12 protein-coding genes and 3 pseudogenes are annotated in these 12,931 nt (G+C 70.8%); 9 read left to right on the top strand and 6 right to left on the bottom strand.

The features are described from left to right. Positions 1-158 precede the first annotated feature (158 nt). Positions 159-548, top strand: a complete 390-nt coding sequence (locus ACFWBQ_RS32075; RefSeq protein WP_385504855.1) for a DUF5753 domain-containing protein — start codon at positions 159-161, stop codon at positions 546-548. 149 nt (positions 549-697) lie between these two features. Here the strand turns inward: ACFWBQ_RS32075 and ACFWBQ_RS32070 are convergent. Further along, a pseudogene (locus ACFWBQ_RS32070) lies at positions 698-961 on the bottom strand (transposase); the annotation flags it as partial. Between the two features lie 166 nt (positions 962-1,127). Beyond that, complete coding sequence (locus ACFWBQ_RS32065; RefSeq protein ID WP_385504962.1) at positions 1,128-1,823, bottom strand: type 1 glutamine amidotransferase domain-containing protein; 696 nt, start codon at positions 1,821-1,823, stop codon at positions 1,128-1,130. Between the two features lie 222 nt (positions 1,824-2,045). Here ACFWBQ_RS32065 and ACFWBQ_RS32060 point away from each other — a divergent pair. After that, positions 2,046-2,186 (top strand): annotated as a pseudogene (locus ACFWBQ_RS32060) (SDR family oxidoreductase); the annotation flags it as partial. Positions 2,187-2,249: 63 nt separating this feature from the next. On the opposite strand, the gene ACFWBQ_RS32055 reads toward ACFWBQ_RS32060, so the two are convergent. Continuing rightward, positions 2,250-3,224 (bottom strand): polysaccharide lyase family 1 protein, encoded by a 975-nt coding sequence (locus tag ACFWBQ_RS32055; RefSeq protein WP_385504851.1) that lies wholly within the window; start codon positions 3,222-3,224, stop codon positions 2,250-2,252. Between ACFWBQ_RS32055 and ACFWBQ_RS32050 the strand changes: the two genes are divergently transcribed. Continuing rightward, the gene (locus ACFWBQ_RS32050) at positions 3,190-4,239 is read left to right on the top strand and encodes an MBL fold metallo-hydrolase (RefSeq protein WP_385504847.1); all 1,050 of its coding nucleotides are present in this window, start codon (positions 3,190-3,192) and stop codon (positions 4,237-4,239) included. The two genes, ACFWBQ_RS32055 and ACFWBQ_RS32050, sit on opposite strands and share 35 nt — an antisense overlap. Before the next feature lie 212 nt (positions 4,240-4,451). Here ACFWBQ_RS32050 and ACFWBQ_RS32045 read toward each other — a convergent pair whose 3' ends face one another. Both ACFWBQ_RS32045 and ACFWBQ_RS32040 read right to left on the bottom strand, forming a co-directional pair. Then, entirely contained in the window at positions 4,452-5,057 is a 606-nt protein-coding gene (locus ACFWBQ_RS32045) for a DUF1349 domain-containing protein (protein ID WP_385504845.1), read from the bottom strand. After that, positions 5,054-6,574, bottom strand: coding sequence for an aldehyde dehydrogenase (NADP(+)) (locus ACFWBQ_RS32040; protein WP_385504841.1), 1,521 nt, complete (start codon positions 6,572-6,574; stop codon positions 5,054-5,056). Before ACFWBQ_RS32040 ends, ACFWBQ_RS32045 begins: the two co-directional genes overlap by 4 nt. Before the next feature lie 165 nt (positions 6,575-6,739). On the opposite strand from ACFWBQ_RS32040, the gene ACFWBQ_RS32035 reads away from it, so the two are divergent. The 6 genes from ACFWBQ_RS32035 to ACFWBQ_RS32010 all read left to right on the top strand — a co-directional run bounded on the left by ACFWBQ_RS32035 (position 6,740) and on the right by ACFWBQ_RS32010 (position 12,556). Continuing rightward, entirely contained in the window at positions 6,740-7,510 is a 771-nt protein-coding gene (locus ACFWBQ_RS32035; RefSeq protein ID WP_385504838.1) for an IclR family transcriptional regulator, read from the top strand. 4 nt (positions 7,511-7,514) lie between these two features. Further along, positions 7,515-7,988: a GNAT family N-acetyltransferase gene (locus ACFWBQ_RS32030; RefSeq protein WP_385504808.1), complete on the top strand. Its 474-nt coding sequence runs from the start codon at positions 7,515-7,517 to the stop codon at positions 7,986-7,988. Positions 7,989-8,095: 107 nt separating this feature from the next. Next, positions 8,096-9,115, top strand: a complete 1,020-nt coding sequence (locus ACFWBQ_RS32025) for a hypothetical protein (RefSeq protein ID WP_385504793.1) — start codon at positions 8,096-8,098, stop codon at positions 9,113-9,115. Continuing rightward, on the top strand, positions 9,112-10,350 hold the full coding sequence (locus ACFWBQ_RS32020; protein ID WP_385504761.1) for a sensor histidine kinase: 1,239 nt from the start codon (positions 9,112-9,114) through the stop codon (positions 10,348-10,350). The genes ACFWBQ_RS32025 and ACFWBQ_RS32020 overlap by 4 nt, the downstream gene beginning before the upstream one ends. After that, a complete protein-coding gene (locus ACFWBQ_RS32015; protein WP_385504749.1) occupies positions 10,347-11,051 on the top strand; it encodes a response regulator in 705 nt (234 codons plus the stop codon). Before ACFWBQ_RS32020 ends, ACFWBQ_RS32015 begins: the two co-directional genes overlap by 4 nt. Before the next feature lie 53 nt (positions 11,052-11,104). Continuing rightward, positions 11,105-12,556 (top strand): peptidoglycan D,D-transpeptidase FtsI family protein, encoded by a 1,452-nt coding sequence (locus ACFWBQ_RS32010; protein ID WP_385504743.1) that lies wholly within the window; start codon positions 11,105-11,107, stop codon positions 12,554-12,556. Positions 12,557-12,601: 45 nt separating this feature from the next. On the opposite strand, the pseudogene ACFWBQ_RS32005 reads toward ACFWBQ_RS32010, so the two are convergent. Then, a pseudogene (locus ACFWBQ_RS32005) lies at positions 12,602-12,772 on the bottom strand (NCS2 family permease); the annotation flags it as partial. Positions 12,773-12,931 lie beyond the last annotated feature (159 nt).

Below are 12,931 nucleotides of genomic sequence, written 5' to 3'. Positions count from 1 at the left end.
GGAGCGGAAGTCAAAGCGAGGCCCTGGTCCGCTCGCTGGAGTGCGGACGCCGGACACCACAGCCGGAGTTCCTGGACGCGGCGGACGACGCGCTGGGTGCGGGCGGGCTGCTGCGGGCCGCGACGGAGGACGTTGCCCGGGCGAAGGCCCGGTCGCGGGTGAAGCATCCGGCGTGGTTCCGGGACTATGCGCGGCTGGAGGCGGATGCGGTGGAAATCAACTTCTTCAGCACGCTGACGTTTCCGGGCCTCCTCCAGACGGAGGAGTATGCGCGAACAACCTTCCTGTCACGACAGCCCCTGCTGGACGCAGCAACCATCGAGCAGCGGGTCACCGCGCGGCTCGCACGTCAGGAGACGCTCACCAGGTGGCCATCTCCCATGGTGAGCGCGGTCATTGACGAGTCCGTGCTAGGCAGATCGGTAGGCGGGTACGACGTACGCAACGGCCAGCTCAAGCGCTTGCAGCACCTCGCACGGCTGCGCGGCCCGGCCGAGCACTGGACGTGGACCGGCCTTGGCCCGGGCCCTGGCTTCGATCGTTCATGAGTCCTCGTCGGTGTGCTGACGGGGACTCCCTTGTTTGCGAGGGGCGGCCTTTTCGGGGCTGGGGTTGACGGCCCGGTTGTCGCGTCGGGTGGGCGCCGGGTTCCACTCCCCGTGTGGTGGTGCGGATCGCTGGGTCAGCCGGGGCTCGGCAAGGCTTTTGCTCCGGTCGATTGCCCGGGTGATCTCGTCTTGGAGCCGGCGTTGCCGGGCCGCAGCAGCGCGGCCACCGGCTCTCCGGAACCGGCCTGGCCGTGGTCGACGAACGCGACGAGCGGATGATGGCCGAAGGTCTTCTTCCAGGAGGCGTCCTGCCTCTCGGAGTGCGCAAGGACCAGCGCACCGTCGATGTCCACGATCAGGTGACCGACGGCGGCCGAACCGTTCGCCCCGGCCAGCGCCCAGACCCGCGATCGCCCTCACTCAGATCGCGTGGGGGCGGTGCCGTCCGACGCCGGACAGGGTGTCCGAGAGCGCGGCGCCCGATCGCGATACCGGCGGCATCATGACGGGACAATAGAAGCGACGCACGCCCACCGGGCGGTCGGACGGAACTGTGCCGCGGGCCGTCCGACCAGGTCTTCAGACGAGGATCTTCAGCAGCCGCTCCGCCAGGACCGCCGCGGAGTTGGGATTTTGCCCAGTGACCAGGTTGCGGTCCTCGACCATGTACGGCTCCCAGATCGGTCCACGGCTGTACTGGACGCCGACCTTCTCCTTCAGGTCGGTCTCCAGCAGCCACGTTGCCCTGGAGGCCAGTCCGACGCCCTCTTCCTCCTCATTCGTGAAGCCCGTGACCTTGTAACCCTTGAAAGGCGACACGCCGTGGATCCTGGTAGCCAGCAGCGCGGCGGGAGCGTGGCACACGATGAAGAGCGGGTTGCCCGAAGCGAGCTGCGCTGTCAACAGACGGCCCGCGTCGGCGTCAAACGCGAGGTCCGACATCGGACCATGCCCGCCTGGCAGATAGACCGCGTCGTAGTCCTCGAGGCGAACGTCCGACAGCTTGAGCGGCCGCCGCATCACCTCCGCGTCACGGATGATGGCCTCTAGTTCGAGGGCTCCCTGCTCACCGCCCGCCATGGATGGGCGCAAGCTCATCATGTCGACGTTCGGGGTCGTGCCGCCCGGTGTCGCGACCACGACCTCGTGGCCGGCATCCGTGACCGCCTTGTATGGGTTGGCGAACTCCTCGGCCCAATAGCCGGTCGCGTACCTCGTGCCGTCCTTGAGCACCCAGTACGTCGCTCCGCTCACGATGAATAGGATCTTCGCCATCACGCATGCGCCTCCACTCGAACCTTTCTGGCCCAATTGGCTACTTTTAGCCTAGGTGGATGCTCGATCAGATGCATGTGTTCCGAGAGCCGGCGACGGTGGGACGAGAGCGGTGCCCGGCCGTGGCGGGCGACTGCCTTTACCGCCCGGCGTCCCATCCGCACCCTCCACACGCATCGAGGAGCGCATACACCCACCCCACCACCGGACTCAATCCCAGTCGGAACGACCGCGCTCGACCGGCCGGGCGGGCCCGATGACGTCGCCGACGTCGTCGCGCTCCTGGCCTCCGATGCTGCGTGCTGGATCACCGGTCAGGTCATCGACGCGAGTGGCGGCCTGTTCTTCGGTCCGCGCGCCTGATCGCGAACCGAGGGGTGCGCCGCCCGCGTCCGGACCGCGCACCCCTCACTCACCCGTCGTGGGTCAGATCTTGCCGGCTCCCGCGCCCGCGGTCACCGAGGCCGCGACGGACGAGGCGGGCTCGGCCGTGTAGGAGTACGGCGGCGTGGTGAACGAGCCCGTCCGGGAGATCTCGGTGGCCGCGCCGCCGAGGTCGTTGCCCCGCTGGACCACGTAGCCGTCCTCGTCGCTGCTGCGGCTGGTCGTGATGGCGATCTTCGTGTTGCGGAAGACGTTGTTCTCGACCAGCATCTGCGCGCCCATACGGGAGTGCACGGCGGTGTCCGCGCCCTCGACGTAGTTGTCGTAGAAGTGGCCGGTGCCGAAGCGGAGGCTCGGGATGCGGGAGAAGATGTTCTGGAAGTGGTTGTGGTGGTACGTCACGCGCAGATGGCCCTTGTCCTCACTCTCGTTGCTGTCGCTGTGCCCGACGAGGCTGCCCTTGTAGTGGTTCTTGAAGGTGTTCCAGGACACGGTGACGTTGTCCGAGGCGTGCGTGATGTCCAGCAGGCCGTCGTAGTAGTCCTTGTCGTGGTCACGGTCTGCGAAGAAGGAGTTGTGGTCGATCCAGACCTTGGTGGAGTTCTGGACGGTGATGCCGTCGGAGGGGGCGAGCGGCTTGCTGATGTTCAGGTTGCGGATGACGATGTTCGACTCGCTCTTGAGGCGCAGGCCGCCGCCGGTGAATCCGGAGGACGAACCGACACCGAGCACGGTGGTGTTGGAGCCGATGTCGACCTGACCGCTGAGCGAGATGAGCCCGCTCACCTTGACCGTCTTGGCGGTGTCGCCGGTGACGGCCGTCTTGAACGCGGCGAGGCTGCTGACGGTCGTCGCTGCAGCGCTGCCGCCGCCGGTGGTGCCCGCGCCGAAGCCCACCGGGCTGGACTCGGCGGCGCCTGCGGAGTTGGGGAGCACCGCGACGGCAAGGGCGGCGACGGTGGAGGCGGCGGCCAATGCTGTGATGCGGCTGCGGCGGCTGCGGAGATGGGTGCGCATGGGGGGTCCCTCTCTCGGTACGACGGAGTACGGAGTGCACTCCTGGGTCGCCACCGGTGGCCCGCAGGTTGCTGGGTCGGGACAAAACAATTCACGTACGTGGAGGAAGGCTTGGGTATGTGACCCGCGGCATGGTCCCCGGCGCCGGTCATCGGTCCGGGACGTGCATCCTGGAGCCCCCGGCCGGCTCCCGCGGGCCGTGTGCAGCTGCGTCAGAAGGAGGGCCCATTGTGGAACGGCACGGAAACGTTCTCGCGTTGCTGGACGCCGCAGGCACGTTCTTCGAGCCGGAACGGCTCGCCTTTCCCGGCGCGGCGAGCGTGACTGGGAACGCGCGGCCTCCCTCGATCCCGGCTCTCGGGGGCCGGACGGCACATGGCGGCTGAACTTCTGGTGCTTCGCGATCGAGCGGCCCGGCGGGCGCTGGGTCCTCGTCGACGCGGGCGTCGGGCCGGCCGAGGGGCCCGGCGCTCCGTGGTGCCCGGTACCCGGCCGGCTGCCGGAGGCACTCGCCGAGACCGGGATCGCACCGGTGGATGTGGTGGCTGTCGCCCTGACCCACCTGCACGAGGACCATGTGGGCTGGTCGACGACAGCTGCCGGGGACCCCATGTTCCCCGAGGCCCGTTACGTCGTCCAGCACGCGGAGACGGCTGCCCTGGATCGGTCGGACCCTGTGTGGCAGTGGGTCGTCGAACCGCTTGGCGCCACGGGACAGCTCGACGAGGTGCACGGGGAGCACCGGCTCGGACACGGGGTGACTCTGCTTCCCACGCCCGGGCACACACCGGGCCACCAGTCCGTCCTTGTCGAACAGTCCGGCGGCCGGGACATCGTCGTCACCGGCGACGCACTGGTGCACGCCGTCCAGTTGGCCGACCCTGCCGTCGCCTACGCCCACGAGCGCGACCCGGACACGGCCCGCGCCTCCCGCGAGGCACTGCTGGAGCGGGCTGCGGCACACCGGGCGCTGCTGGCCCCCGCCCATCTGACGCCGGCGTTCATCGAGCCGTAGGACGTCCCCGGGACGCGCTGCGTCGCTCCTGCGCCCGGCAGGCAAGAGCGTGGAAGGCCCTGTCCGTTGTGTTCCTGGCGACGCGACTGCTGTGCGTCCTGACGCCCGTCGGCCTGGTCGGATATTTCTGGCTCGTCCTGTGAAGGAGTGGACTGAGCTGCCCGTCGCAGCTCACCCTCCGGCCGGGGCCGGAGGGTGAGCACTGCTGATCGTCAGCTGCCGTCGCGCAGGTCGCCGAAGCCGGCCGGCCGGTACGCGATCCGGTCGAAGGCCACCGCGCAGCCCTCACCCGTGGGCGACTGGGCCAGGAAGCCGGCCAGTACCGGGGCCCGCTCCGTACCGAGGGCGAAGACGCGGACGAAGGTCCACCTCTCGCCGTCCACCGAGGCGTGGAAGGCGAACGCGTTGCCGGTACGGCTGAGCCGCAGCCAGACGGTGTCGCCGTCCACCACGAAGGAGTTGGCGTCGTCGGAGTGGCCGCGGGTCACGACCGTACAGATGGTGGGGCGGTCCGGGGAGAGTTCGAAGCAGAGCTTCGCCCACTCCCGCTCGCCCACGTGGAGGTAGAGCACTCCCGCGTCGAAGGCCGCCGCGAAGCCCACCTTCACCCGGGCGACCAGCTGGAAGTCGCCCTCCGGCACGGCGCCCAGCAGTCGCGGGGCGTCGGAGGCGGGTTCCAGGGCGTCGCCGCCCGGCGGGACGAAGCGGTCCTGCCGGGCGCCCGCCCTGCCGGTCAGCACACCCTCCTCGTACCCCCAGGAACCCTCCGGACCGAACGGCTCCAGCGGGAAGGGCAGTTCGGGGAGGCGCACGGTCATACGCGGCGCCCGTCGACCCGGCGGGGCAGACCCTGCGGGTTGTCCTCGCGCAGCTCCGGCGGGAGGAGTGCCTCGGGTGTCGACTGGTAACTGACCGGGCGCAGCCAGCGTTCGATCGCCGTTGCGCCGACCGAGGTGGAGGTGGAGGTGGTGGCCGGGTAGGGGCCGCCGTGGTGCTGGGCGGGGGCGACGGCGACACCGGTCGGCCAGCCGTTGACCAGGACGCGTCCGGCCAGCGGGGTGAGCGCCGCGAGCAGGCCTGCGGCGCTGCCGTCGGCCTCCTCGGTGGCGATCTGGAGGGTGGCGGTGAGGTTGCCGGGGAGGCGGGAGAGGACAGCGGTGATCTCGTCCTCGGAGTCGTAGCGTGCGACGACGGTGACCGGGCCGAAGCACTCCTCCAGCAGTGCGTCGTGCGGCCCTTCGGCGGCCAGCCGCCGGGCGGGGACGGTCAGGAAGCCCGCGGAGACGGTGTGCTCGCTTCCGGCGCCGGGGGTGACGGGTGCCTCCACATCGGCGAGTGCTGCCCTCTCGGCCACTCCCGCGACGAAGGCGTCCCGCATCCGGTGGTCGAGCATGACGCCCGCACCGGTGTCACTGACCGCCTCGGTGAGGGACTTCAGCATCCGGTCACCGGCCTCGCCGGACGGGGCGAAGACGAAGCCGGGCTTGGTGCAGAACTGTCCGGCGCCCATGGTCATGGAGCCGCCGAGCCCGGTGCCGATCTGCTCACCGCGTTCGGCGGCGGCCGCCGCCGTGATGACGACGGGGTTGAGGGAGCCGAGCTCGCCGTGGAAGGGGATCGGGGTGGGCCGGGCCGCAGCCGCGTCGAAGAGGGCCCGGCCACCGCGGATCGAGCCGGTGAACCCGGCGGCGGACACGAGGGGGTGCTTGACCAGCTCGACGCCCGCGTCGAAGCCGTGCACCACGCTCACCACGTCCTCGGGCAGCCCGTTCTGTGCGGCCGCCCTGCGCAGGAGCGAGGCGCAGAGTTCGGAGGTGGCGGGGTGGTCGGGGTGCGCCTTGACGACGACCGGGCAGCCGGCCGCGAGCGCGCTCGCGGTGTCGCCACCGGGGACGGAGAAGGCGAGCGGGAAGTTGCTGGCCGCGTAGACGGCGACGACGCCGAGCGGGATCTTGTAGCGGCGCAGGTCCGGCCAGGGCGGGGTCCTGCTGCCGTCCTCGTGGTCGATGTGGATGTCGAGGAAGGACCCCTCCTCGACGACCTCCGCGAAGGCCCGCAACTGGGCCGCTGTACGGGCGAGTTCGCCGGTGAGCCGGGCCGGGCCGAGTGCGGTCTCCGCGTCGGCGGCCTCGATGACGTGCTCCTTGGCCCCGGCGAGCAGATCCGCCGCGGTCCGCAGGAATGCGGCGCGCACCGTGCGGTCGGCCAGCGCGTCGCGTACGGCATGCGCGGCCCGGACCACGCGGTCGACCTCCTCCGCTGTAGCCTCCACCGCAACCTGCTCACGCGGGTTCCCGGTTCGGGGGTCGACACTCCAGACTGGTGCTGCTGCCACCGTGTTTCCTTCCGGTCCACTGCCACACATCAGGAGTTGTTCGGTATTCTGAACAGAGTTCCTGATCGTGAATATGCAGGGGACTCTATTTCCGGGCGTTCCGTGTTGGCAAGAAGTCGCAGCGTTGCGCAGGTTGTACAAGAAGGCTGGAAGGGGCATAGGGCGATGTCGGTTGCCGAGTCCGGTGGGACACAGGTCAAGTCTGCGGTACGGACGGTGGAGCTCCTCGAATACTTCGCGGGGCGCCCCGGTATGCACTCACTGGCCGCCGTGCAGGAGGCCGTCGGTTATCCCAAGTCCAGCCTCTACATGCTGCTGCGCACGCTCGTGGAGCTGGGCTGGGTCGAGACCGACGCGACGGGCACGCGGTACGGGATCGGGGTGCGCGCCCTGCTCGTCGGCACCTCGTACATCGACGGGGACGAGGTCGTCGCCGCCGCCCGTCCGACCCTGGACCGGCTCTCCGACGACACCACGGAGACCATCCACCTGGCCCGTCTGGACGGGACGAACGTGGTGTACCTCGCCACCCGACAGTCCCAGCACTACCTGCGTCCCTTCACCCGCGTCGGCCGCCGGCTGCCCGCCCACTCCACCTCGCTGGGCAAGGCGCTGCTGGCCACCCACAGCGACGAGCAGGTACGCAAGATGCTGCCCGAGACGCTGCCCGCGCTGACGGAGCACACCCTCACCGACCGCGAGAAGCTGATCGAGGAACTGCACCTCATCCGCGAGCAGGGGTACGCGGTGGACCGTGAGGAGAACACGCTGGGACTGCGCTGCTTCGGGGTCGCGATCCCGTACCGCACCCCGGCGCGCGACGCGATCAGCTGCTCGGTGCCGGTCGCCCGGCTCACGCCCGCGCACGAACAGATGGTCAAGGACGCCCTGTTCGACGCCCGCGACCGGCTGACCCTCGCGACCCGGAGGCTCTGACACCGTGCGACTCACACTGCGCGAGGTGCGGGACGGCGACCTTCCGCTGTTCTTCGCGTTCATGAGAGACCCGGAGGCGGTCCGGATGGCAGCCTTCACCAGCGCCGACCCCTCCGACCGCGCCATGTTCGACGCCCATTGGCAGCGCATCCGCGCCTCCGACACGGTGATCATGCGCACGGTGCTCGCGGACGACGTGGTGGTCGGCAGCGTGGGGGTGTACGGGCCGCCGGCCGAGCGTGAGGTGACGTACTGGCTGGACAGGGCTCACTGGGGCAGGGGGCTGGCGACCGCCGCGCTGCGGGCAATGCTCGACGCCGTACCGGAGCGTCCACTCCATGCGCGGGCCGCGGCCGACAACACCGGTTCGGTGCGGGTGCTGCAGAAGTGCGGGTTCACCGTGACCGGCGCGGACCGGGGCTATGCGCACGCCCGGGGCGAAGAGACCGACGAGGTGCTCCTGCGGCTGGACGCCTGACACACCGGCCGCCGCACGGAAGGGCGAGGGCCTCTCCCCCGTGCGGCGGAGGCGGATCGTCGCAGCGCAGGACGTGCGGACGAGCGCCGCACGGAAGCGTGGGTGTCATGACACAGACACCGCTCGCACCCCGCACCCGCAGCGCCCCACCACCCGTCCGTACCGGCCGGGCCCGCGTCCTGCTCCGCATCCTCGCAATCGTCTCCTGCCTGCCCTATCTGTCGCTCAAGGTCGCCTGGATCGCGGGCAGTCACCTCGGCATCCCGGACGGCAGCCCTCTGCTCGACCACCCCACCACGATGGCGGTGGCCAACGGCGGGACGGTGCTGATGGACGGCAGCGTGATCGTCCTCGCCCTGCTGCTCACCCAGACCTGGGGCCGGCGCGTCCGGGCCTGGCTGCTCGTCCTGCCGGTGTGGATCGCGAGCGGGCTGCTCCTGCCGATCATGGCCGGCTTCCCGTTGCAGCTGCTGGTCGGCGCCCTCAGCGGCAGGGGTCCGGGCACCGCCGACTCGCGTTCCTTCCTGGACGACTGGGTGTTCGCGGTCGTCTACCCCGGCTTCATCGTCCAGGGCCTCGCGCTCGGCACCCTGTTCGCCCTGTACGCGCGGGACCGCTGGGGCCACCTCTGGCAGGGCGCCCTGCGCGATCTGCCCCCGAGCCCCACCGGTCCCGCCCTGCGCGTCGGCGCTGTCGCCGCCTCGCTGCTCGCCGTCGTACCCGCCACGATGCATCTGGCCTGGGCCGCGGGTTCGACCGCGGGCCTCGACGGAACCCGGATCGCGGAACGTACCGACGACTTCTACGCGCTCCAGGCGCTCGACGCCCTCTTCGTCGCCGCCGCCGTCGCGGGGGTGCTGCTGCTCGCCTTCCGCCGCATCGGCGGACTCTCCCTCGAGGTGCCGCTCGCGCTTGCCTGGGCCGGCTCCGGGGCGGCGGCCTGCTCGGGCGGCTGGCTGAGCATCGCCTCACTGGCCGGCGTCGAGGAGATGGCCGACCGGCCCACGGCCGGGATGGGCCTGACCTACGCTGTGCAGATGTTGGTCGGGATGCTCGTCGTCACCTTGGGCGCGTACTTCTTCGCGGAGCGCGCGGCGACGGCGAAGACGGCCGGCCCCCGCGCGTGACCCTGCTCCTCGGGCGCCGGGCCCGGCTGCGCTGGCTGCATCTGATCATCGGTGGCGCGCTGCTGATGCCGTACTTCCTGGTCGGCACGGTGATCGTCGGCTCGTACAGTTCCGGAGCCGTCCTCTCCTCGCCCGCCGACCAGTTCACCGCGTTCGCGTTCGCGCTGCCGATGGCCGCGGTCACCAGCCTCTTCCCGCTCGTGCGCCCGCTGTCGGTGGCGGCGGCCCGCGCCCTGTGCGGGATCCCGGCACAGGGGCTCGCCGACGGTCCCGCCAAAACCTGGCAGGCGCGGGCCCGGACCTCGGGCTGGTTCACCCTGCATGTGGCGCTCGGCGGCGTCATCAGCGGGCTGACGCTCGCGCTGACCCCGTTCGCGGTGGGCGTGATGATGCTGCCGTTCTTCCCGAGTGTGCGGGATTCGCCGTCGCTGGGTCTGCCCGAGGTGCTGGACCGGCCCTGGATCCTCGCCCTGGCGCCGCTCGCCGGGCTCGCGATGCTGGTGGCGCAGGCCGGCTGTGCGGCCGCGGCCGGTGCGGTGCTGGCCGGCCGGGCTCCGGTGCTGCTGGGTCCGACGCCCGACGACCGACTGGCCGCCGCGGAGCGCCGGGCGGCCGATCTGGCGGTACGCAACCGGCTCGCCCGGGAGCTGCACGACTCGGTGGGGCATGCGCTGAGCGCGGTCACGCTCCAGGCCGGTGCGGCCCGCAGGGTGCTGGACAGCGATCCCGCGTTCGTACGGGAGGCGCTGACGGCGATCGAGGAGACGACGCGCCGCACGGTCGGCGAACTCGACACCGTACTGGGCCTGTTGCGGCACGGGGAGGACGAGGCGCAGGGCCCTGCGCTCGATGCGCTGGACGGGCTGTTGGCACACTGCGGGATCCCCGTGGCGTACACGGCCGGGGGCAACCCGGAACAGGTTCCGCACGCCGTGTCCAGGGAGGCGTACCGGATCGTGCAGGAGGGCCTGAGCAACGCGCTGCGGCACGGCGGCAGCGGTACGCGGGTCGAGCTCCGGATCGCGGTGGACGCACGCGAACTGGAGATCACCATGGACAATCCGCTGCCCGGCCGGGTGGCGGTGGTACGTCCCGGAGGCGGGCGCGGGCTGCGTGGCATCGCCGAACGGGCCGTGCTGCTGGGCGGCAGCACACGCTCGGGACCGGGCGCCGACGGCGTATGGAGGCTCACCGCCCGCCTCCCCCTGCACAGCCCCGGACGGGAGAACCCATGAGCGGCGGCACGGTCCGTATCGTCGTCGCCGACGACGAGTGCATGGTCCGTACGGCGCTGCGCGTGATCCTCGACGCGGAAGCCGGCCTGGAGGTCGTCGGCGAGGCGGCCACGGGCGCCGAGGCGGTTTCCGTGGTCCGTGAGCTGCGGCCCGATGTGGTGCTCATGGACGTGCGGATGCCGGAGATCGACGGCATCCGGGCAACCGAGCAGATCCTCGGCACGCTGGATGATCCGCCGCGGATCGTCGTCGTCACCACCTTCGAACACGACTCCTACGTGTACGAAGCCCTGCGCGCCGGGGCCGCCGGCTTCCTGCTGAAGCGGGCCGCGGCCGAGGATCTGGTCCAGGCGGTACGGCTGGTGGCCCGCAGCGACTCGCTGCTGTTCCCCGCCGCGGTGCGCGGCCTGGCCGCCGAGTACGGCAGGCGGCAGGCGGCCGCCGCGCCGCCCTGGGTGGCGCGGCTGACCGAGCGGGAGGCGGAGGTGCTGCGGCTGATGGCGGCGGGCCTGACCAACGCGGAGATCGCCGGGCGGCTGACGGTCGGGACGGCAACGGCGAAGACGCATGTGGCGGCGGTGCTCGCGAAGACCGGGGCCCGGGACCGTACGCAGGCGGTGATCGCGGCGTACGAGTCGGGGTTCATCACTCCTGGCCGACCGCTGCGGCCCCGAGGGAACGGCAGCCTGAGAAAAGGGTGAGAAGGGACACGAACGGGAACGTCCCGGGCGCCCCCGCTCGTCCCTCCAGCGGGATGAACAAGACAATCAGGCGCGCTTCGGTCTTCTGTCTGCTGATGGTTCTCGCCCTGCTGGTGCGGGCGACCTGGGTGCAGGCGTACGAGGCCCGGGCGCTCGCAGACGACGAGCACAACCGGCGGAACACGATCGCGCAGTACGCGCAGCCGCTCGGTGACATCATCGTGGCCGGCTCGCCGGTCACCGGTTCGAAGGAGACCAAGGGCGGCGATCTCCGCCACAAGCGGACCTACACCCAGGGTGAGCTGTACGCCGCGGTCACGGGCTACAGCTCGCAGGCCTACGGCGCCACCCAGCTCGAAGGCATCTACAGCGATGTGCTCGACGGCACCGACGACCGGCTGAAGGATCCCGCCGCGGTGCTCACCGGCGAGCAGACGGCCCCGGGCCAGGTGCTGACGACCATCGATCCGGACGTCCAGAAGGCGGCCTTCGAGGCGCTCGGGGACGACCGGGGCGCAGCCGTCGCCATGGATCCGGAGACCGGCCGGATCCTCGGAATGGTCTCCTCCCCGTCGTACGACCCGTCCGGCATCAGCGGGACGACCGACGGCGACACCTGGCAGAAGCTGCTCGACGACAAGGACAAACCCCTGGTCAACCGGGCGCTGCGGCAGCCGCTCCCGCCGGGCTCGACCTTCAAGCTGGTGGTGGCGTCGGCGGCGCTCGAGGACGGCCTGTACGACTCGGTCGACGAGCCCACCGACAGCCCCGACCCGTACACCCTGCCGGGCACGACGACGGTCCTGACGAACGAGAACCCCTCCGCCCCCTGCGAGAACGCCACGCTGCGCACCGCGCTCCAGTACTCCTGCAACAACGTCTTCGCGAAGGTGGCCGCCGACCTCGGCCAGGACGAACTGAAGGCGATGGCGGACGCGTTCGGCTTCGACACCGAGAAGCTGGACGTGCCGGTGCGGGCCGCCGAGAGCGTGTACCCGACGGGCATGGACAAGGCACAGACCGCGCTGACCGGTATCGGCCAGTTCGAGGTGACGGCGACACCGATGCAGATGGCCATGGTCTCGGCGGCCCTCTCCAACGGCGGTGAGCTGGCCGCGCCGCACATGGTCTCCAAGGTGACCGACGCCGGCGGTTCCGCGTTGCAGGAGTTCGAGGACGGCGACACCGAGCGGGTGGTCTCGGAATCGACGGCCGAGCAGCTGCGCAGTGCGATGGTCACCGTCGTGGAGAAGGGCACCGGCACCAACGCCCGGATCGGCGGTGCGGAGGTCGGCGGCAAGACGGGTACGGCGCAGAACGGTGTGGACAACAGCAACACCCCGTACGCCTGGTTCACCTCGTACGCGAAGGACGGGTCCACCGGGAAGCAGGTCGCGGTCGCGGTGGTCGTCGAGGACTCGGGGGCGGCCCGCTCGGAGGTCAGCGGCAACGGGCTGGCGGCGCCGATCGCACAGAAGATGATGAAGGCGGCCCTGGAGAGCTGACAGCCGGTGGGTTCCGGCGGCTGCCGGAACCCACCGGGCCGGTTGCTTCACCCCGAGCAGCTGCTCGATCGGGTCGATGGCGAAGTGCACCGCGAACAGCTCCGAGGTGCCCCGCAGCAGCCGGTGGATCTCCCGGGCCCTGCCGAGAACGGTCTTGATCACGACGCAGGCGAGGAAGCCCGCCCCGATGCCGTTGGTGATCGAGTACGTGAAGGGTGAAGAACCCGCGACGGGTGGCTGGATTGTTCACCTGTCGCAGGGGGTTCTGGTTTTCGCTGTGTTACGCCTTACTGGGTACGCACCCTCGTCGAAGCGCTTCCGGGGTGCGCGTTGGTACGCTCTCGTCCCCGCGGGCTGAAGTGAGAACGTACACAG

Source organism: Streptomyces sp. NPDC060035 (assembly GCF_042736635.1).
In the GTDB taxonomy this organism is placed as follows: Bacteria; Actinomycetota; Actinomycetes; order Streptomycetales; family Streptomycetaceae; genus Streptomyces.
Note: the sequence above shows the minus strand (reverse complement) of the source record. Positions and strands in the feature narration are given on the sequence as shown.